Origin of the sequence: Natrarchaeobaculum aegyptiacum (assembly GCF_002156705.1) — an archaeon.
GTDB lineage: Archaea > Halobacteriota > Halobacteria > Halobacteriales > Natrialbaceae > Natrarchaeobaculum > Natrarchaeobaculum aegyptiacum.
Map to the genome: position 1 here is coordinate 353,360 of NZ_CP019893.1, position 18,174 is coordinate 371,533.

Sequence of the window (18,174 nt, forward strand, 5' to 3'; positions counted from 1 at the left end):
AATGGATTCCGCGACCGCGGTGAAAGTGATAGCGAGAACGATCGACGCCAGTATCGCCCGGACTGGCTCGAGGTCGTTAGCCGTCGATCTCGAGAGTGTAGAGGCGCTTTCGCGCGTCGGAGAAGGAAAACCGCGAGTCGATGACGTTCTGCTCGTCGAGGCGGTTCAGGGCGTAACGAACCGTTCGCGAGGGCAGCAACGTCTCTTCTGCGATCTCCTGCTGGGTCATCGTGTCGTTATACTCGAGGACTTTCGCGACGAGTTTCGCACTCGGCGGGAGGTCTCGGACGTCCTCCCAGCTCCCTCGTTGCTCTGTGTCGCCGTGGACGGGCTCTGTTGCACTCATCGTACCTCGACTAACCGAATACAGAGTAATAATATTTTCTGTTTCAGATTATGCTTCTTGGTTATCCTCGACAGGCGAAACTGAATCGACCCGAAGCCTCTTATGAACCAGCCCCCAAGTGGCTGCTGATGAGCGACACTGTGGACGACGTCGACCTCCCATACGACGAGGACGAGGCGTCCCAACAGGAGAAGATCCAGGCGCTCGAGGAACGGCTGGAGATCCTCGAGACGCAAAACGAGGAGATGCGTGACAAGCTCCTCGACGCGAACGCCGAGAACAACAAGTACCAGCAGAAACTCGAGCGACTGACCCACGAGAACAAGAAGCTAAAGCAGTCGCCGCTGTTCGTCGCCACGGTCCAGGAGATCACCGACGACGGCGTGATCATCAAACAGCACGGCAACAACCAGGAGGCCCTGACCGAGGTCACCGAGGAGATGCGCGAGGAACTCGAGCCGGACGACCGGGTCGCGGTGAACAACTCCCTCTCTATCGTCAAGACCCTCTCCGGCGAGACCGACGTCCGTGCACGCGTGATGGAAGTCACCGAGAGTCCCGAGGTCAGCTACGAGGACATCGGCGGCCTCGAAGAACAGCTTCAGGAGGTCCGTGAAACTGTCGAGATGCCCCTCGAGAAGCCCGACGCCTTCGAGGACGTGGGAATCGACCCGCCGAGTGGCGTCCTGCTGTACGGCCCGCCGGGGACGGGCAAGACGATGCTCGCGAAGGCCGTCGCCAACCAGACCGACGCCACCTTCATCAAGATGGCCGGCTCCGAACTGGTTCACAAGTTCATCGGCGAGGGTGCGAAACTCGTCCGTGACCTGTTCGACGTCGCCCGCGAGCACGAACCCGCCGTCATCTTCATCGACGAGATCGACGCCATCGCTGCCAAGCGAACGGAGTCGAAGACCTCCGGCGACGCCGAGGTCCAGCGGACGATGATGCAACTGCTCGCCGAGATGGACGGCTTCGAAGAGCGTGGCGAGATCCGGATCATCGCCGCGACCAACCGCTTCGACATGCTCGACCGCGCAATCTTGCGCCCCGGCCGGTTCGACCGCCTCATCGAGGTCCCCAAACCCGACGCCGAGGGCCGGGAACTCATCTTCCAGATCCACACTCGCAACATGAACGTCGACGACGACGTCGAGTTCGAGCAACTGGCCGAGGAGACCGGAGAGGCCTCCGGGGCCGACATCAAGGCGATCTGTACGGAAGCCGGGATGTTCGCCATCCGCGACGACCGCACGGAGATCCAGACCGAGGACTTCTACAACGCCTGGGACAAGGTTCAGGCCGAGTCTGATTCCACGGACGAGGTCTCGAAGACCTTCGCCTGATCGGACGACGCGTCCTCGTCGTTCGTTCCATTCGACGTTTCAGACTCGAGCGCCAGCAGCGCCTCTAGTCGTCGGTCGACGCCGTCAGCCGATGAGAGAGCCGTCGGTCGACGCTCGTGACGTGTGAGACGGACGGAGGCAGGTGCTCGAGTCGTCGACTGGAAACCCGTGTGGTCGCGGCGGATCGATGCGACCTACAGCGAGGCGAAGATGAGCCACGGCACGATGAACAGTGCGAGCGTCAGCACGACGAGGATGAGGCCATAGCCGACGAGTGTGCCGACCGCGGCCTTCCACGCTGGGTGGGAGAACTGGTTGATATCGACTGCCATGTTCGTACACTCCGGTGAGGATGGCATAAACGTACCGGACGACCGTCATCGGTTCGGGTGCGTGTACAGAGGCGAACGGGGACCGGGCGATACGCAAAAATCAGAGCGATCGGGTCGCTTTTGAGGAGTGGCTGGCTAGAGCCGCCAATGACGACTATCGTCGTGGTGGACAACCACGGGCAGTTCACCCATCTGGAACAGCGATCCCTGCGCGACCTCGGCGTCGACGCTCACCTGGTAGACAACGAAACACCACCCGAAGACCTCGAGGTCGACCCCGACGGGATCGTCCTCTCGGGCGGCCCCGACATGGACCGCATCGGCGAGTCACCGGCCTACCTCGAGGTGGACGTCCCCGTCCTCGGCATCTGTCTGGGGATGCAACTGATCGCCGACCAGCTCGGCGGCACCGTCGGCAGCGGGGACTACGGCGGGTACGCAGACGTCACCGTCGAAATCGTCGACAGCGACGATCCGCTCACCGGCTCGCTCGCCCCCGAGACCCGCGTCTGGGCGAGTCACGCCGACGAGGTCAAGACGCTGCCCGAAGGCTTCGAGTTGACCGCCCGGAGCGACGTCTGCGGCGTCGAGGCGATGAGCGACACCGACCGGGACCTCTACGGCGTCCAGTGGCACCCCGAGGTCGCCCACACGGAAGAGGGTGAGGCTATCTTCGAGAACTTCCTCGAGATCTGCGAGGCCTGATCGGCCCTCGTCGATCCCCGCGCTCGAAGGCCAGGTGATCACGCGAAACGGGTCACGAGGGATGCTGGTGTTTGATCTTCTCTGCGACCATTCCCGGGACCGGCGTTCCACAGTCACTGCAGGTCCACTCCGCGGTGATGCCGCCCGGTCGCTTCTCGAGGTCGTGTCTGTACTGGAGGACGGCACCGCAGGTGCAGGTGTGGGTTGCAGGGGCCATACCGGCTATTGGAGCCCACCCGTCATGGATCCGACGCCCGGTCACTCCGACACGGACGACTCCTCACCCGGGTCCGCGTCGTCGGCTGCGGTGTCGTCGCCCTCGTCGGCCCCTCGAGCGCGCTCGTCGGGATCGACCGACCGCTCGCGCACGGTGACGCCCTTCCGGCCGAGGTGCTGAAGCTGGCGACGGGCGAAGTCTTCCTCACGGGTGCCTCGCGTCGCGAGCACGTAGACGAGCGCGCCGCCCACCGGACGCATCGTTCGCCCGACGCGCTGGGTTCCCTGCCGGCGCGACCCGCCGAGTCCGGAAGCCACGATGGCGAGGTCCGCCGCCGGCAGGTCGATTCCCTCGTCGCCCACGCGCGAGATCACGAGCACGTCGCGATCGCCCCGGCGGAACGACTCGAGGAGCCGTCGCCGCTCGTGGTGGGGCGTCTCTCCCGAGAGGAAGGGCACGTCGAGGGCGGCCGCGAGGTCCCGGCCCTGATCCAGATAGTCGACGAAGACGAGCGCCGTCGACTCGGGATGGGCGGCGAGCAGGTAGCGAATCTCCGGGACCTTCCCTCGATTCTCGGCCGCGATCCGATACCGCTCGCGCCCCTCGGCGGAGCCGTAGGCGTTTTGCTGTTCGTCGTCGCCCCACGGAACGTACCGGATCTCGAGTTCCGGTTCCGCCACGAATCCGGCGTCGAACAGTGCCTGCCAGTCGGTGCCGATCGGCGGGCCGACGAGGGTGAATATCTCGGTCTGGCGATCGTCCTCGCGGATCGGGCTGGCCGAGAGGCCGAGGCGATGGCGAGATTGCAGGTGGGTACTCCGGCGATAGACGTCGCTGGGGACGTGCTGACACTCGTCGAAGACGACGAGGCCCCACTGGCGGTCGTCGAACAGCGAGCGGTGGCGGTCCATCCCAGCGATCTGGTAGGTAGTGATCGTCACCGGCCGGACGTTCTTCTGGCCGCCGTGGTACTGGCCGACCTGTGCGGGTCCGAGCGACGTGTGCTCGACGATCGCATCGGCCCACTGGCGTGCGAGGTCTCGACTTGGAACGAGCACGAGCGTTTCACCCTCGACGCGAGCCATCGCGCCCATCGCGGCGATCGTCTTCCCGCTACCGGGCGGGCCGACGAAGACGCCCTCGCCGGCCTCCTCGAATCGATCGACCCAGGTCCGCTGGTACGGCCGCAGCGAGACCTGCAGGTCGATCTCGAGGTCCTCGCCGGACTCGAGGTCGCGCTGGTCCTGAACCGGGTAGCCGGCCTCGTAGAGGATACGCTTGATCGCAGCCTCCGAGCCCTCTCGCACCCAGTCTTCGGTCTCGGAGATGGGCGCGTGGACGTGCTCCTCGTCGAGTTTCTGTCGGGCGACGTTCCCCATCACCTCCGGGCTCGTTGCCTCGAGCACGGTGTAGCCGTCCTCGTGGGTCACGAGCCGGAACTGACGCGCCCGGTCCCACTGGCTCTCGATCCACTCCTCGAGGCGCTCTTCGCGCTGGCCGAGGGCCTGCCGGATCGTCCGCCGGAGCGCTTCGAACGTGTCGTGCGGGGCTGCCCAGACGTCCTCGGGGCGAACGACGTACCGGTACCCAGAGTCGCCGTTGCCGTCGGCGAGGTGGGCGAACTGCGAGAGCTGTGCGCGCGTGAACTGGTCCGGTCGGTCGACGACGATCTCGCGGCGCTTCGGAAAGACCACCACGCGCTCGCGGTCGGTCAGGTCCTCGAGTTCGCTCGGGTACCAGACCACGGGGTCGGTCGCCACCGAGAGTCGCTCGAGGTCGCCGCGCTCGGCGAGGGCTTCGAGACCTCCGTTGACGTCCTCGTGGGAGCGCTCGAGGGCGCGCGCGACCGCGGCGGCCGTGAGCACCGGTCGGCCTGCCCGCTGGCTCGCCTCGTGGAAGTCCGCGAGGGTGAAGGCGTCGCAGTCGTCGGCCTCGTCCGTCGATCCGGACGCGGCGTCGACGTCGCGGTCCCGAGTTCTATCGCGGTCGTCCGTCTGATCCGCTGTCACGGCCCGCACTTACGGGCTGGACGCTAAACCGATTTCGTTCAGTGGTGTCCGAAACGGTGAGCGAATCGACCGTGGAAGCGAGTTACACGGTCGAAAAGTGTCGCGACCATCGCTGCACGATCGGGTGGGGCGTGCACCTGCGCCTGTCGGTGCAGCTGCACTCACCAGACTGCCATCCCGATTCTGTCAAACACCTTCATTAGCGTCGAGTGATCGGGGAGACCGGCCTTCTGAAGCTGACCTTCGCCAGGATTTGTGGCATCTCGCTCAAGAGATTGAGCGCTTCGCGGCAGGACTCCTCCAAGTAGATTCGGAGCCAAGGAGCGAACGGTGGCGCAGTTGGCGAGTCCGCTGTTTCCCGCCTGAAGTCACTATTTCTGACGGGGCAAATCGACGCTTTCTGGCGATTCACCAGAGCACTGTGGAATTACCGGGTTTGTCAATGCTCACCGTACACCATTACCTCCTGGTCATCATGAGGGGTATAATATATGTTTGCAACATTGGACTTTTTTTCAGAGTCGGAATGGCCGGCTGGCCAAGGGAACTCGTATTCACTGTTTGTGTCCACTTGGATCGAGATCCGAGATGGTATACCATCAATAGAAACGTCTGTCTCAGCACCTCTCTCCTCTAAAGTAATATCTTCATGAATGTAATAATCATCTATATCTGATGCAATTCGTATTGTGAATGTATGTTCATCTTCTGAGTGGTTATAGACCGCGAAACTATACTGGGTTTCACTACTTCCAGTTAACTCGAAACAACCTGGTGTAATCAACGCCAGCGCTAAGATCGGGGTGCCGAGGACTGATCGGCGTTTCATAGGTGATATATAGATTGTAATCAAATACTTCTTTTGTTTAACTTATTATCCAATCCATAGAAGGTTGTGATTTGCATGATTGGCCACATATACTTCCGGACGGCCGGTGAACCCATCCTGCATCTCGTAAATTCCGGAGACAGAACTCGAGATTACTTGCTGTTCGGCGTCCACTCCTCGCAGGCGTCCATGTCGTCCATCGCGGTGTCGTGTCGCGCACAGTAGGGGAGGATCCCGCCGTTCGAACGAACGTACTCGAAGTAGGTGCAGTTGCCACAGTATCGGTCCGCTGAGCCGGACGTGGTGGGCGGCGACGGCGACTCGACGATCTCCGCCCCGGCGTCTGCACCGGGACCGGACTCGAGCGGCGAGGAGATGTCCGCGGTGGTCGAGCCGCCGTCGCTCGAAGGAGTGGGCGCACCCGGAGTGGGCGAAGACGTGGCGCTCGAGGACGACCGCGACCGCCGGGAGGGCTCGTTCTGCAGGATCGTTCCCTCGTCAGGTTCGGCCTCCGGCGTCGGCTGGGATCGGGACGCGCGCTGGGTATCGTCAGCAGACCCAGCCGGTGCGTTCGTCTGCGTCTCGACCTCGCCGTCGGGGGTCGCCCCGAAGAATCCCACGCCGCCGAAGCCCGAGGTGTCCGGCTCGGGTTCCGGTTCCTCCGGCGCTTCGACGATCGTCTGGTTGTGCTGGGTGACGTACATCTCGAGCATGCCGCCGGGGTCGTTCCGGGTCTTGAAGTTGACGACGGCGGTGAACAGACACCAGAGGGCGACGAACAGTCCGAGGAGGTACACTGCAGAGACCTGCAGGGTGAGGTCGTCGCCGACGCCGCGCCAGTGCAGCGGATAGGCGTACCAGAACAGCGTGACGCCGAACAGACAGAGACTCGCGCTGATGGCTCCTGCCGCTCGCACCCAGCGTCCGGCCGGCAGGACGATGAAGACGCCGACGAGCGCAGCCGGGACGCCCAGCCCGGCGAGGACGCCGGCAACGCGAACCGCAGCGTACTGGTCTGCGTTCGCCCGCGCGGTCGCTTCGACCGTTCCGAACGGGTCGCCGATCGTCGCGGCGACGCCTGCGAGCAGGTCGGTCGTCGCGAGCAAGAGCGCGACGATCGACAGCAGCGCGCCGAGTACCACGAGCGCCGTCCCCGCTTTCAGCCGCCGGAGGCTCGACACCTCCCGGGCGTTCCCGTCGTAGACCTCCGTCAGGCTTGTCATGCGGTGGCGTTCGTACTCCCTCCACAAAACGCTACGTCAGACGCCTGTCTGACCGGTGGTGCGTTCGTCGACGCTCCGAGCGGACGCCACCGTCCGGTTTGCCGGCCCGGGACGAATCGGGGGCTGCTGGAAGCGAAACGTTGAATCGACGGGCTTGCGAACGTCGGTTCATGAGCGACGACGAGGACGAAGAACACGTGACGCTCGGTGAGCACACGCCGGTCGAGGGCGCTCCGCTCGCCCGGGTCAGTTCGCGACTGACCTGGCCCAAGGCGAAGAGCGATATCGTCGGCCGCGAAGGTGACACCGTCATCCGGACGCCCGGGGGCCCACAGGAACTGGCCGCAGTGCTCGAGTCCGTCGACGAGACCCACTTCGAGCGTCGACAGGAGTTCGAGTCGCACGTCCGCGCAGTGATCGGCACGGGCCCGATTCCGACGGCCGACGAGTAGACCGTGGCGACGGACCGGGAACGTACCGACGCGGGCTGGGGCTGGGGATGGATCCGCGCGGGGTTCGATCGCCTCTCGTGGGTCCAGAAGTCCCTGCTCGCGGGAGCCGTCCTGACCGTTCTCTGGACCTCTACCGTTCCGACGAACCTCGAGTCCCGCGTCGTCGTCGACAGCCTGCTGTTGATCGGCGGTCCGCTGGCGTTAGGGTTGACCCACGGTCGCCGGATCGGCTGGACTATCAATCGCGTGGCCGTCCGCAACGCCGTCTTGCTCTCGCTGTTCGTCCTCCCATTTTACCTCGTGGGGTCGACACTGCCGACGATCCGGGAGTTCTACCCGATGTGGGACACCTCGGCGGCACCCGGTTCGTTCCTGCCACACGCCCTCCAGCTGTTCGTGCTCGCGCTCGCCGCGGAGACCTACTACCGGGGACTGCTCTGTGTCGGCGTCAGTGAGATCGGCTTCAAGGCAGTGTTCATCAGCCCAATCGTCTACATGATCCACCACGCCTCGAAGCCGCCGATCGAGTTCCTGCTGTCGGGACCGACCGACGTCCTCTTCGGTGCAGTCGACTACCACTCGAACTCGATCCTCCCCTCGGTGATCGCCCACGGGGCCGGCCTCGTGTTGCTCGACTGGCTCGTCCTCCACGACCCCCTGTTCGACCCGACGCCGTTTCTCGAGGTACTCACCTGGCTGCCAGTTCCGATCTGACCGCACCTCCGACAGCAACGTTCCCGGTGCAACCAGACACGGCGACGGGCCACGTACGGGACACGACAAAACGAACGCGACTAAGTGGCAGGCGGCCGAACGTCGACCGATGACGCTCCCGATCGACCCATCGACGATCGACCCTGCAGACTACGGCGAGAAACAGGTCGTTCTCGAAATGGATCACGAGGAGGCGATCGAGCAGGTTCGCGAGATCTGTGACGACGTCGGCTTCGGCATCCCCGTCGAGTTCTCGCCCTCGGAACTGCTGAACGAGAAAGTCGATGCCGACCGGGACCCCTACTACGTCCTCGGCGCGTGTAACCCGGCCATCGCCAACCGCGCGCTCGAGGAGACACTGCAGATTGGTGGACTCTTCCCCTGTAACATGATCGTCTGGGAGGAGCAACCGGGTCGCCAGTGTGTCTACCACGTCTCGATCATGCGCATCGCCCACCTGCTCGGCATCGCCCCCGACTCCGATGAGTGGGACGAGATTCTCGAGGAAACCGGCCGACTCACCGAGGAGGCGTTCGGAAAACTCGCGGCACTCGAGGCAGCCGTCGACGAGTAACCGGTCACCGGTTTTCGCGGGGCGATTCCGTCCCACGGTAGTCATTCCGACTTCCGACCTGCCACGGTCGTCCCGGTGAGGAGGCTCCACCCCGAACCGTATCACACGACTTACGTGTTCGGGGGCGTTCCACGAGGTATGGACGTTCGAACCGGGTTCCTCGCGCTGGTGCTGGCGATCACGGGCGCGATCGTCTTTCTCCTCGTCGCGCCGCTCTTGCAGTACGTCCTGGCTGCAGGCCTGCTCGCGTTCGTCTGCTACCCGATTCACCGCCGCCTCCGGGCGCGCGTCGACGAACGGCTCTCTGCACTCGCGGTGACCGGACTCGCCATCGTCACCGCAGTCTTCCCTATCCTCATCCTGTCGGTGTTCCTCGTTGGATCGGTGATCGAGTTCCTCGATAGCCTCGAGGAGCTGACGATCCTCGAGACGATCCGGGAGACGGCACTCGAGTTCGGGGTCGAGGAGGCGATCCTGGACGAACTCGAAGCCGAACTGCTCGCGGAGTTCGAACCGTCGCTGGGCGGGATCGTCGAGGTCGCACTGGCCGAGGCAATCGGGCTGTTGAACGCGAGCGTGCGGCTCGGCTTCGGACTACTCGTGCTCGTGTTCGTCCTCTACTACCTGCTGGTCGACGGGCGGGCGTTCGTCGACTGGGTGGGGTCGGTCGCACCGTTGTCGCCCGGGGTTCGCGAGGAACTGTTCGACGAGATCGAGACCGTCACCTGGGCGGTGATCTACAGCCACGTTCTCGTCGCAGTCGTCGAGGGGGTGCTCGGCGGGCTCGGCTTCTACCTGCTCGGCGTTCCGAACGTGGCCTTCTGGACGGTCGTCATGATGCTCGTCTCGTTCTTGCCGGCGATCGGCATCTGGCTCGTCTGGGGCCCCGGCGTCGTCTACCTCGCACTCACGGCCGGCCCGCTCCCTGCGCTGGTACTCCTGCTGTACGGGGTCGCCGTCCTCTCGGTCGTCGACAACTACCTGCGGGCGATCTTCGTCGACCGCGGCTCCGGCGTCCACCCCGCGATCGTCCTCGTGGGCGTCATCGGCGGCATCTACCTGTTCGGCGTCGTCGGCCTCTTCCTCGGACCCGTCTTGCTCGCGGCGTTCAAAGCCGGGCTGACGGTCTTTGCCGGTGTAAACGGTCTGGACGCGTTCGACGACCTCGAGTCAGACAGTACCGACGCCGACGAGTCCGTCGATTCGGCCGGTCAGACACCCGACGTCGACGGCTAACGACTTACTGGCGATCGAACTCGTCGTTCTCCGCGGACGGATCAGCGTCGTCAGTCGCTCGAGTCGCGTCCTGACCCACCGGTGGGACATCGTCGTCTGCCGACTCCTCGAGTTCCTCGAGCGCCTCGAGGTACTGTTCGGCGTCGTAGCGGACGTAGCCCGTATAGAGCATGATCATCCCGAGCAGTATCGCAGGGACGCCCAGCAAGAGAAACAGGGCCGCAGCGAGCGTCGCGACGTCGGTCGGGATGGCGGCGACGATCATCGGCCGTTCGGAGGGGCGGGAGGAGTGAAAGGGTTTCGGCGCGCTCGCAAGCCGGCCGCCCGGGTCGCCGCGTCCACCGGACTCCGTCGATTCTGCAAACCGATCAGGACCGATCGGCGAACGCGTCGAGGTTCGACTGGATACCCGCGGCGAGTTCGGACTTGCGCCGAAGCCGTTCGAGCGAGACGGGCAACTGGCTCGTGACCTCGGCGACGGCCCCGTGGAAGGTCTCTGCTTCGCCGTACTCGCCCTCGAAGGCGTTACGGACGCTCTCGCGGACCTGCCAGACGCCCACGGGTGCCCAGTAGTCGTCCGAAACCTCCCGGAGGACCAGACACTTGGCCTGTCGACCGATCGACTCGAGATGTTCGAGGACGCCCAGTCTGGCGGCGTAGTAAGCGCCCGCGGTCTCCTCGACGTACCCCGTTCGGCCCTCGTAGCCCTCCGCGGCACTGGCCATCCAGACGTCGCCGTGGGGGTCCGGGTTCCAGATGCTTCCGGGGGCTTTCATCTCGACGAGTTCGAACTCCCAGCGCCCGGGCGCGAGGACGATCCAGTACCGATTGCCCACGTACTCGGTCGCCCAGACCTGCACCACGTCGATGCTCGGGGCGTTCCGGATGCGCCCGCGGAGGTACTGGCCGACCGTGTCGTCGACCGCGGTGATCGACCAGCGTGTGGGGACGAGGCGACGCTGTCTGGCCTCACCCAGTGCGCCCGCAGAGAGGATTGTGTTGATCTCGTAAACGTCGAACCCGCGCCGGTAGAGGTAGGTCATCGCCCCCTGGGCCTGCCAGTCGTCGTCCTCCAGAGTCTTCTTGACCGATTTCGGGACGTAGGGATTCTCGCGCAACTCCGCGTTACGCGCGTTGGCGCGCGGTCCACGCGGGGTAGCGACGTCGGCTCCCGCGTCGAGCCCCAGATCGGGTCGTCCGTCGAGGCCGATCTCGAGGTCGACGGGCCGGCCGGCGATGGCCACCTCGCGCTGGACGCCGACGAAGCCGTCCCAGGTGTCGTGAACCGACGGGGCGAGCCGGCTGGCGATACTCGGCGCGTCGACGTTCGCCTGCTTGCTCGAGTTCAGTAACCCTGTCCTGCGCTGGAGGACGTCGTCGATGCCGTAGCCCTGCTGGTACCAGGAGCCGTCGGTGACGTACTCCTCGGCGGCGTCTTCGTCCCCGACAGGCGAGAGTACCCCCACCGGTATGTCCGGGTAGTTCGAGCGCCCGACGAAGATCGACGGCGCGGTCGACCCGACCAGCGTGTCCCCCGAGAGCACGTCGTCGAACCGCCGCTCGACGTCCTCGAGGTGGTCGGTGATCGCGTAGGACTTCTCCCTGGCGAGGCGCCGACGCTCGGCTTCCTCGTCGGGTTCGAGATCCTCGATGTACTCGTCGAGGCGCATTCACCCGACGTTGGTGGCGACCGGGTTTGAATGTTGAGTTCAGCGGTCGGGGACGACGGCACTCGGCGACACAGGTCGACGTGAGCCGTGGCTCACCGTGGTACAGATGTGGGGTGGGCAGTTGGCGGAACCCCCTCCCCAGCGAGTGTCAGAGGCACGGCCCGGCGGGCGGTCGGGCACAGACCGACTGGCAGGCCGCACGTGAACGATACGCGTGGGGGATAAAAGCACTATACGCGCGTTTTCTGACCGAGAAAACGCGCCGTTCACTGGGGCCCAAGAGCCGACGTACCGGCGCGACCGCGACCGATCAGCGGATCTGGCCGACCTCGAGCGACAAAGACAACGGTTAAAAACGACGGGCGGGAAGGGAGGGGTATGAGTACGACGGACGACCACCAGTCGCGTTCGTGCGTCTCCTGTGGAATCAACATCGCAGGGACGAACGCCGCCGCATTCACGTGTCCCGACTGCGGGGCCCAGATCTACCGCTGTTCGAAGTGCCGCAAACAGAGCAACCTCTACGAGTGCCCCGACTGCGGGTTCACCGGACCCTGATACCCATGGGAAAAGTCGCAGCCAAAATCAAGGTCATGCCGGAGAGTCCAGAGGTCGACCTCGACGACCTGCAGGACCGTCTCGAGAGCTCCCTCCCTGACGGAGCGGAGATCAACCGCGTCGACCGTGAAGACGTCGCGTTCGGGCTCGTCGCCCTCTACCCCACCGTGCTCGTCCCCGACGACGCCGGCGGGACCGAAGCCGTCGAAGAGACGTTCGCGGAGGTCGACGAAGTCGAGAGCGTCGAAATCGACGAAGTCGGGCGTATCTGAGTTTCGGCCGATCGACCCAGTTTTCGGTGAGCCACCGCCGGTAGCCACCGCTCTGTCACGGCTTGCGTTTCTCGCTGTGACCTGGTGGCAAAAATGCTTAGGACGGCCCAGAAATAGGTTACGGGCGTGAACGTCCTGTCGGATCCAACCAAGCGCCGGTGGCTCGCCTGGGGTGCACTCGCGACCGTCTTTCTGCTGGTTAATCTGCATCGACTTTCGACGGCCGTCCTCTCGGAACAGCTGACGGCAGATTTCGAAACGACGGCGGCACAGCTGGGAACGCTTCACGCTTCGTTCTTTCTCATCTACGCAGCCATCCAGATCCCGACAGGTGTCCTCGCCGACCGCGTAGGCCCGCGGTACGTCGGGTCGGTCGGTGCCATCGTGCTCAGCCTCGGTGCGGTCGGCTTCGCACTCAGCGAGAGCTACCTCCTCGCGTTCGTCTCGCGGGGACTCATCGGTCTGGGGAGCGGCGTCATCTTCGTCTCGATTCTCCGGTTCTGTGCGAACTGGTACCGTACCGACGAGTTCGCGACGATGACCGGCCTCACCGGAAGCGTCGCCGGGCTCGGGGCCATCCTCGCGACGACACCGCTCGCGATCACCGTCGGCGTCTTTGGCTGGCGGCCAACCGTCCTCGGACTCGCTGTCGTCGGGTTCGTCGCCGGTGGCGCGGTTTTCCTCCTCGCGCGACGCTCGCCGGCACATGCGGGCCTCGACCCCATCGAGGGCGTGCCCGAACAGCCCTCGGTCTCGCTCGAGGAGATCGGCGGCTACCTCAGGACGCTCGTCACCGACCTCGACCAGTGGCTGCTATCGCTGGTCTTCTTCGCCGGCAACGGTTCGATTCTGACGCTGATCGGGCTGTGGGGCGTGCCGTATCTCGTCGTCGTGTACGAGTTAGACGTGACGACGGCGTCGTACTTCACGCTGCTCGGCTCCGTCGGCCTCCTGTTCGGGCCGACAGCTATCGGCTGGGTGTCGGATCGGGTCGGGCGACGGTTTCTCCCGATGACGATCGGCATGGGGCTACTCACGCTCGCGTTTACCGTCGTTCCGCTTCTCGGCAAGCCACCTCTCGCCGTCGTCGCCGCTTCCTACCTCGGTGCCGGTTTGCTCTTCGGCGCAGCCATGCTGTCGCTGTCGGTCGTCAAAGAACGGTATCCTGCCGGGGCGAGCGGTGTCGCCACCGCGACCGTCAACACGGCCGGTTTCATCGGCGCAACGATCCTCCCCGCGATCATGGGCGTCGCACTCGACGCCCACCGGACCGGCGAAACCATCGGTGGCACCGTCGCTTACACCCAGTACGGCTATCGGCTGGCGTTCGCCATCCTGGCCGGCTGTCTCGGTCTTGCCTTCCTGAGTTCCGCCTGGCTGTCCCTCCGAAATCGCGTTGTCTGAGAGCTGTTCCGACGTCGGGTTCGATCCTGACTGCTGCAACGAGGTCGTCGTCTCTACTGCTGTTTGTTCACGTTTGCACCGAGATTCGCCTGCGAGATGATCTGGGCACCGACCTCGGAGAGTTCGACACTGACGTCGCCCGGCACAGCCTTGCTGATCTCGTCGACGTTGCCCGCCAGTACCGTCAGGATGTCGTCGGGATTGGCGTAGAGGAGCATGTTGCCGTCCTGGCCCTCCGCGACCAGCTGGGTATCGTTGAGGACGATCTGGTCGTTCTGGATCGTCGCCGCGACGACCGGCAGCGCCGCTGGCTTTCCCGGTTCGTCATCGCGCACCCGTCGGATGTGAACCTCCTCGAGGTCCAGCACCTGCCGGTGTTCCTCGATTACTTCAGCGCAGGCGACCATGTCCTGCAACAGGTCCGTCTTCTCCTGACCGGCACCGTGATCGCCCTCGAGACAGTGCTGGCAGACGCGGAGTTCGAGTCGCATACCTCGATTCTCGGGCTCGAGGCCGAAGTGGGTTCCGTTTCCGTCGATCCGGTGGGGCTGCGGATCCGATCTGGCGGTCGTCAGCCGGCGAGTCCACCCCGACGAGTTATCCGGCTGGCCCACTACCACCGGCTATGGCAACGCTTTCGCTCGAGGACGGACGGCTCTGGTACGAAGAGACCGGCGAGGGTCGGCCCCTCGTGTTCGTCCACGGCGGCTGGATGAACGGCCGGTCGTGGGAACCGCAGGTCGAGCGGTTCGCCGACGAGTACCGGGTGGTGACCCTCGACGTCCGCGGGCACGGCCGGACGGGAGCGACCGATACCGATCGCTACTCCATCGATCTCTTCACCGACGACCTCGAGGCACTGCTCGAGCACCTCGAGCTCGAAGATCCCATCCTCGGAGGACTCTCGCTGGGGTCGATGGTCGTCCAGGAGTACCTCCACCGCCACCCCTCGCGGGCGAGCGCGGCGGTACTCGCTGGCGCGATTCGATCGATGCCGCCGGTGGACCTGCCGCAAGGAATTAAACCGTTACTGTCGCCGACGCCCGCACTGACGAGTTCACTCGCGATGACCGGCCCGACGGCGACGTTCCAGTCGTTGCTGTGGTCGATTCGGAGCGTGACCGGCGAGCCGTGGCTCTCCGTGGACCCGTCGGTCCGGGCGACAGCACTCGAGGCCGTCGGCGACGTTTCGCGTACGGAATTCCGCAAGGTCTTCGAGGCGCTCTACCGGTACGAACCGTCGTCCCTGTCGGCCGTCGAGACCCCGACACTCGTCGTTCACGGCGACCAGGAGGCGCTGCCGGTCAGGCGGCAAGGTGACGACCTCGCCGACGAGGTCGCCGGTGGTCGCCAGCGGACGCTCGCGAACGCGGGGCACCTCGTCAACCAGGATCGGCCAGCGGCGTTCAACGAGACGACGGCGTCGTTCCTCGAGCGAGTCGGCGCGACCTGAACAGTTCGATTCGCTCACCTGTCGTGTCCGCGCCTCGAGTCACGGTTTTTCTGTCCGGAGGTTCGGCCGTGATCGCCCGTTCTCCCGACAGTTTCGACGTCGTGACTGTCACGCTGTAGCCACCAATACACGTTGGCAACGCCCCCAAGGTGACGGCCGACCAATCGGTTGCCATCGCCCACACAGACAGATCCACACTGCACCCCGCCTATGAGTAGTAACTCTCCGGAGACTGACGGCACCGACGAACAGACGGCGAACTGGTCGACCGTCTCGAGACACGTGATGAACAGCTACGTCGAAGCGAACAACGCCCTGCTGGCCGCAATGGGGCTGTCACCGGCCACGGAGCCGATGGCGTCGCAGTCGGCGTCCGAGGATCGATCCGCTGCTGCGCCGCCGGTCACTGACCTGCCCCACTGCGAGGAGTCCTGGAAGACGGACCGCTCGGTGGAGTCGGTCACAGACCTCGAGGTCGGCGACCACGTTCGATTCACCAAGCCGATCAGCGACGCGGACGTCTCCGCGTTCGCACAGGTGTCGGGCGACACGAACCGCCTCCACCTCGAAGAGGAGTTCGCCGAGTCAACCCGGTTCTACGGGCGAATCGCCCACGGCACGCTCGTGGCGGGGACGATCAGCGCCGCGCTCGCCCGCCTCCCAGGACTCACGATCTACCTCTCGCAGGACCTCGAGTTTCACGCGCCCGTCGAAATCGACGACGTCGTCACCGCCGAAGTCGAGATCGTCGAGACCCTCGGCGACGGACGGTATCGCCTCCGCACGACCGTCTCGAAGCGACCGGAGTGGACAGCCGAAGTCGCCGAGGACGGGGCGACGGACGACCAGACGTCGGAGGGCGGTGCGACGGTGATCGACGGCGAGGCCGTCGTCCTCGTCGAACCGGCCGAGCAGTGATCTCAGTGCGCTGGTTCGAGCAGTGAGCCGTGGTCGGGCACTGATACGGTTTACTGTAAGTCGTTGCCGACGCAACCGCGACCCGTGCGGCGGTTGCGTCGGTAAACCGTTACAGTAATCCGTATGAGTCGGCGCGCGCGAGCACAGGTAGCCGCGACCGGGAACACGTTCGTGCGAGTGGCGGGGTGAAACTGGCGATCGTCTCGCACGCCAAACAGAACTGTTAGAATGAGGTTATATTGTATTAGGGCGTCGATTGCATGCGGTTTTCGGTCGTTCACGGTTCGTCACCGGCTCGAGAACGTCCGCTCGAGTCGGCTCGCAGCGTCAGCTATATATATGACGACGACCGTCGGATTCTGATACAATGTCTGCACAAGACAACCCGTCCTCTGACACCAGTCAGGGGGGTCGAGTTCTTCCAGGGCACGTTAGATTCCACTGACGAAATAGAGTCAGCACGTGTCTTCGATACCACCCTCCGGGATGGTGAACAGTCACCCGGAACCTCGTTCTCGTACGACGACAAGCGTCAGATCGCCGCGATCTTAGACGAGATGGGTACCCACGTCATCGAAGCCGGGTTCCCAGTCAACTCAGACGCCGAGTTCGAAGCCGTCCGTGACATCGCGTCGTCGACGTCGACGACCACCTGCGGACTGGCGAGAGTCGTCGAGGCCGACATCGAAGCGGCACTCGAGTCGGACGTCGAGATGGTGCACACGTTCGTGTCCACCAGTGACGTCCAGATCGAGGATTCGATGCACGCCACGCGAGACGAGGTCGTACAGCGCGCAGTCGAGTCGGTCGAGCGAATCAAAGAGGCGGGAGCGATCTGCATGTTCTCGCCGATGGACGCGACCAGAACCGACGAGCAGTTCCTGATGGACGTGATCGAAGCGGTCACCGACGCGGGAACCGACTGGATCAACATTCCCGACACCTGCGGCGTCGCGACGCCGACCCGGTTCAGGGCCATGATCGAGAAGGTCTGTGCCCACACCGACGCGCACATCGACGTCCACACCCACGACGACTTCGGGCTGGCCACCGCCAATGCACTGGCCGGCATCGAAGCGGGAGCGGATCAGGCCCAGGTGTCGGTCAACTCCATCGGCGAACGCGCGGGCAACGCCGCCTACGAGGAGTTCGTCATGGCCGTCGAGTCCCTCTACCAGACGGACACGGGGATCGACACGACCCGCATCACCGAGCTGTCGGAGATCGTCGAGGACAAGAGCGGTATGCCGACCCCGGGCAACAAGCCCGTCGTCGGCGACAACGCCTTCTCCCACGAGAGCGGCATCCACGCCGCCGGCGTCATCGAGAACTCCGATACGTTCGAACCGGGCGTGATGACCCCCGAGATGGTCGGTGCCGAACGAAAGCTGATCCTCGGGAAGCACACCGGAACCCACTCGGTCCGGGAGCGCCTGCGCGAGCAGGGCTTCGACCCGACCGCCGACGAGGTCAAGGCAGTCACCCGGCGGGTCAAAGACTACGGTGCCGAGAAGCGACGGGTCACCGTCGACGATCTGGAACGCTTCGCCGAAGAAGCCGGCGTCGACCGCCAGCGCGAAGAGGGGGTGCGCGTCTAACCGATGTCCGCCCCGTTCGCTGCCGCTCGAGAGCACCGGCTACGCCGGTCGCCGACGCCCGAGTGGACTGCATCGGCGACGCCGACCGGGGTAACCGGGTCGACCGAACCGACTGGACCGACCGCGCCGATCGGGCTGACTCACAACAGTTATAACCCCGGCCGACAGTACGTCACTATCAATGACGTACCGCGCTCGACTGTCGGGCCACGCCGACGCGAACGGGACCGGCAGCGACGCGTTCGCTCCGATTCGTATTGTAGGGGCTTTCTAGCCCCACATCCAGTACGTCTTCGTCTTCGGTCCGGAATTGCCGCA

At 64.6% G+C, this 18,174-nt stretch carries 21 protein-coding genes and 1 pseudogene; 12 read left to right on the plus strand and 10 right to left on the minus strand.

Annotated features, from left to right (window positions below):
* Nucleotides 1–76: 76 nt before the first annotated feature.
* Nucleotides 77–346 carry a MarR family transcriptional regulator gene (locus tag B1756_RS01800; protein WP_086887000.1) on the minus strand — a complete coding sequence of 90 codons (270 nt, stop codon included), beginning with the start codon at nucleotides 344–346 and terminating at the stop codon, nucleotides 77–79.
* A gap of 128 nt (nucleotides 347–474) precedes the next feature.
* Between B1756_RS01800 and pan1 the strand changes: the two genes are divergently transcribed.
* Nucleotides 475–1,692, plus strand: a complete 1,218-nt coding sequence (gene pan1, locus B1756_RS01805) for a proteasome-activating nucleotidase Pan1 (protein WP_086887001.1) — start codon at nucleotides 475–477, stop codon at nucleotides 1,690–1,692.
* 194 nt (nucleotides 1,693–1,886) lie between these two features.
* On the opposite strand, the gene B1756_RS19510 is transcribed toward pan1, so the two are convergent.
* Complete coding sequence (locus B1756_RS19510; protein WP_186336487.1) at nucleotides 1,887–2,024, minus strand: hypothetical protein; 138 nt, start codon at nucleotides 2,022–2,024, stop codon at nucleotides 1,887–1,889.
* A gap of 147 nt (nucleotides 2,025–2,171) precedes the next feature.
* On the opposite strand from B1756_RS19510, the gene B1756_RS01810 reads away from it, so the two are divergent.
* Nucleotides 2,172–2,729, plus strand: a complete 558-nt coding sequence (locus B1756_RS01810; protein ID WP_086887002.1) for a GMP synthase subunit A — start codon at nucleotides 2,172–2,174, stop codon at nucleotides 2,727–2,729.
* A gap of 52 nt (nucleotides 2,730–2,781) precedes the next feature.
* Here the strand turns inward: B1756_RS01810 and B1756_RS19515 are convergent, their stop codons facing one another.
* The 5 genes and pseudogenes from B1756_RS19515 to B1756_RS01825 all read right to left on the minus strand — a co-directional run bounded on the left by B1756_RS19515 (nucleotide 2,782) and on the right by B1756_RS01825 (nucleotide 7,007).
* Nucleotides 2,782–2,946 carry a hypothetical protein gene (locus B1756_RS19515; RefSeq protein WP_186336488.1) on the minus strand — a complete coding sequence of 55 codons (165 nt, stop codon included), beginning with the start codon at nucleotides 2,944–2,946 and terminating at the stop codon, nucleotides 2,782–2,784.
* Between the two features lie 41 nt (nucleotides 2,947–2,987).
* Entirely contained in the window at nucleotides 2,988–4,955 is a 1,968-nt protein-coding gene (locus B1756_RS01815; RefSeq protein WP_186336489.1) for a DEAD/DEAH box helicase, read from the minus strand.
* Nucleotides 4,956–5,041: 86 nt separating this feature from the next.
* Nucleotides 5,042–5,271, minus strand: a pseudogene (locus B1756_RS19770) (IS5/IS1182 family transposase); the annotation flags it as partial.
* A gap of 123 nt (nucleotides 5,272–5,394) precedes the next feature.
* The gene (locus tag B1756_RS19145; RefSeq protein WP_152031247.1) at nucleotides 5,395–5,784 is read right to left on the minus strand and encodes a hypothetical protein; all 390 of its coding nucleotides are present in this window, start codon (nucleotides 5,782–5,784) and stop codon (nucleotides 5,395–5,397) included.
* 152 nt (nucleotides 5,785–5,936) lie between these two features.
* Nucleotides 5,937–7,007 (minus strand): cell division protein CdpA domain-containing protein, encoded by a 1,071-nt coding sequence (locus B1756_RS01825; RefSeq protein WP_086887004.1) that lies wholly within the window; start codon nucleotides 7,005–7,007, stop codon nucleotides 5,937–5,939.
* Nucleotides 7,008–7,177: 170 nt separating this feature from the next.
* Here B1756_RS01825 and B1756_RS01830 point away from each other — a divergent pair, with 170 nt between their 5' ends.
* The 4 genes from B1756_RS01830 to B1756_RS01845 all read left to right on the plus strand — a co-directional run bounded on the left by B1756_RS01830 (nucleotide 7,178) and on the right by B1756_RS01845 (nucleotide 9,983).
* Nucleotides 7,178–7,459, plus strand: a complete 282-nt coding sequence (locus tag B1756_RS01830) for a DUF5789 family protein (protein ID WP_086887005.1) — start codon at nucleotides 7,178–7,180, stop codon at nucleotides 7,457–7,459.
* Between the two features lie 51 nt (nucleotides 7,460–7,510).
* Nucleotides 7,511–8,173, plus strand: a complete 663-nt coding sequence (locus tag B1756_RS01835) for a CPBP family glutamic-type intramembrane protease (protein WP_394340697.1) — start codon at nucleotides 7,511–7,513, stop codon at nucleotides 8,171–8,173.
* A 109-nt stretch (nucleotides 8,174–8,282) separates the two neighbouring features.
* On the plus strand, nucleotides 8,283–8,747 hold the full coding sequence (locus B1756_RS01840) for a DUF302 domain-containing protein (RefSeq protein ID WP_086887007.1): 465 nt from the start codon (nucleotides 8,283–8,285) through the stop codon (nucleotides 8,745–8,747).
* A 138-nt stretch (nucleotides 8,748–8,885) separates the two neighbouring features.
* On the plus strand, nucleotides 8,886–9,983 hold the full coding sequence (locus B1756_RS01845) for an AI-2E family transporter (protein WP_086887008.1): 1,098 nt from the start codon (nucleotides 8,886–8,888) through the stop codon (nucleotides 9,981–9,983).
* Nucleotides 9,984–9,987: 4 nt separating this feature from the next.
* Here B1756_RS01845 and B1756_RS01850 read toward each other — a convergent pair whose 3' ends face one another.
* Together B1756_RS01850 and nreA are read right to left on the minus strand one after the other, a co-directional pair.
* Nucleotides 9,988–10,248, minus strand: a complete 261-nt coding sequence (locus B1756_RS01850; protein ID WP_086887009.1) for a hypothetical protein — start codon at nucleotides 10,246–10,248, stop codon at nucleotides 9,988–9,990.
* A gap of 103 nt (nucleotides 10,249–10,351) precedes the next feature.
* Nucleotides 10,352–11,653, minus strand: a complete 1,302-nt coding sequence (gene nreA, locus B1756_RS01855; protein ID WP_086887010.1) for a DNA repair protein NreA — start codon at nucleotides 11,651–11,653, stop codon at nucleotides 10,352–10,354.
* 378 nt (nucleotides 11,654–12,031) lie between these two features.
* Here nreA and B1756_RS01860 point away from each other — a divergent pair, with 378 nt between their 5' ends.
* From B1756_RS01860 to B1756_RS01870, 3 genes are all read left to right on the plus strand, one after another.
* Complete coding sequence (locus B1756_RS01860; RefSeq protein WP_086887011.1) at nucleotides 12,032–12,211, plus strand: HVO_2753 family zinc finger protein; 180 nt, start codon at nucleotides 12,032–12,034, stop codon at nucleotides 12,209–12,211.
* A 5-nt stretch (nucleotides 12,212–12,216) separates the two neighbouring features.
* Complete coding sequence (locus B1756_RS01865) at nucleotides 12,217–12,483, plus strand: elongation factor 1-beta (RefSeq protein ID WP_086887012.1); 267 nt, start codon at nucleotides 12,217–12,219, stop codon at nucleotides 12,481–12,483.
* A gap of 126 nt (nucleotides 12,484–12,609) precedes the next feature.
* Nucleotides 12,610–13,887 (plus strand): MFS transporter, encoded by a 1,278-nt coding sequence (locus tag B1756_RS01870; protein WP_086887013.1) that lies wholly within the window; start codon nucleotides 12,610–12,612, stop codon nucleotides 13,885–13,887.
* Nucleotides 13,888–13,940: 53 nt separating this feature from the next.
* Here B1756_RS01870 and B1756_RS01875 read toward each other — a convergent pair whose 3' ends face one another.
* Entirely contained in the window at nucleotides 13,941–14,378 is a 438-nt protein-coding gene (locus B1756_RS01875; protein WP_086889993.1) for a hypothetical protein, read from the minus strand.
* A 134-nt stretch (nucleotides 14,379–14,512) separates the two neighbouring features.
* Here B1756_RS01875 and B1756_RS01880 point away from each other — a divergent pair, with 134 nt between their 5' ends.
* From B1756_RS01880 to B1756_RS01890, 3 genes are all read left to right on the plus strand, one after another.
* Entirely contained in the window at nucleotides 14,513–15,340 is an 828-nt protein-coding gene (locus tag B1756_RS01880) for an alpha/beta fold hydrolase (protein WP_086887014.1), read from the plus strand.
* A 210-nt stretch (nucleotides 15,341–15,550) separates the two neighbouring features.
* Nucleotides 15,551–16,258: a MaoC family dehydratase gene (locus tag B1756_RS01885; RefSeq protein WP_086887015.1), complete on the plus strand. Its 708-nt coding sequence runs from the start codon at nucleotides 15,551–15,553 to the stop codon at nucleotides 16,256–16,258.
* A 392-nt stretch (nucleotides 16,259–16,650) separates the two neighbouring features.
* A complete protein-coding gene (locus B1756_RS01890; RefSeq protein WP_228434588.1) occupies nucleotides 16,651–17,856 on the plus strand; it encodes a LeuA family protein in 1,206 nt (401 codons plus the stop codon).
* Nucleotides 17,857–18,174 lie beyond the last annotated feature (318 nt).

What these genes read in the sequence shown, in the direction of transcription:
- B1756_RS01845 (WP_086887008.1), top strand. Translation starts at nt 8,886, where the DNA reads ATGGACGTTCGAACCGGGTTCCTCGCGCTGGTGCTGGCGATCACGGGC.
- B1756_RS01825 (WP_086887004.1), bottom strand. Translation starts at nt 7,007, where the DNA reads ATGACAAGCCTGACGGAGGTCTACGACGGGAACGCCCGGGAGGTGTCG.
- pan1 (WP_086887001.1), top strand. Translation starts at nt 475, where the DNA reads ATGAGCGACACTGTGGACGACGTCGACCTCCCATACGACGAGGACGAG.
- B1756_RS19145 (WP_152031247.1), bottom strand. Translation starts at nt 5,784, where the DNA reads ATGAAACGCCGATCAGTCCTCGGCACCCCGATCTTAGCGCTGGCGTTG.
- B1756_RS01810 (WP_086887002.1), top strand. Translation starts at nt 2,172, where the DNA reads ATGACGACTATCGTCGTGGTGGACAACCACGGGCAGTTCACCCATCTG.
- B1756_RS01875 (WP_086889993.1), bottom strand. Translation starts at nt 14,378, where the DNA reads ATGCGACTCGAACTCCGCGTCTGCCAGCACTGTCTCGAGGGCGATCAC.
- B1756_RS01850 (WP_086887009.1), bottom strand. Translation starts at nt 10,248, where the DNA reads ATGATCGTCGCCGCCATCCCGACCGACGTCGCGACGCTCGCTGCGGCC.
- B1756_RS01865 (WP_086887012.1), top strand. Translation starts at nt 12,217, where the DNA reads ATGGGAAAAGTCGCAGCCAAAATCAAGGTCATGCCGGAGAGTCCAGAG.
- B1756_RS01860 (WP_086887011.1), top strand. Translation starts at nt 12,032, where the DNA reads ATGAGTACGACGGACGACCACCAGTCGCGTTCGTGCGTCTCCTGTGGA.
- B1756_RS01880 (WP_086887014.1), top strand. Translation starts at nt 14,513, where the DNA reads ATGGCAACGCTTTCGCTCGAGGACGGACGGCTCTGGTACGAAGAGACC.
- B1756_RS01830 (WP_086887005.1), top strand. Translation starts at nt 7,178, where the DNA reads ATGAGCGACGACGAGGACGAAGAACACGTGACGCTCGGTGAGCACACG.
- B1756_RS01800 (WP_086887000.1), bottom strand. Translation starts at nt 346, where the DNA reads ATGAGTGCAACAGAGCCCGTCCACGGCGACACAGAGCAACGAGGGAGC.
- B1756_RS01885 (WP_086887015.1), top strand. Translation starts at nt 15,551, where the DNA reads ATGAGTAGTAACTCTCCGGAGACTGACGGCACCGACGAACAGACGGCG.
- nreA (WP_086887010.1), bottom strand. Translation starts at nt 11,653, where the DNA reads ATGCGCCTCGACGAGTACATCGAGGATCTCGAACCCGACGAGGAAGCC.
- B1756_RS19510 (WP_186336487.1), bottom strand. Translation starts at nt 2,024, where the DNA reads ATGGCAGTCGATATCAACCAGTTCTCCCACCCAGCGTGGAAGGCCGCG.
- B1756_RS01840 (WP_086887007.1), top strand. Translation starts at nt 8,283, where the DNA reads ATGACGCTCCCGATCGACCCATCGACGATCGACCCTGCAGACTACGGC.
- B1756_RS19515 (WP_186336488.1), bottom strand. Translation starts at nt 2,946, where the DNA reads ATGGCCCCTGCAACCCACACCTGCACCTGCGGTGCCGTCCTCCAGTAC.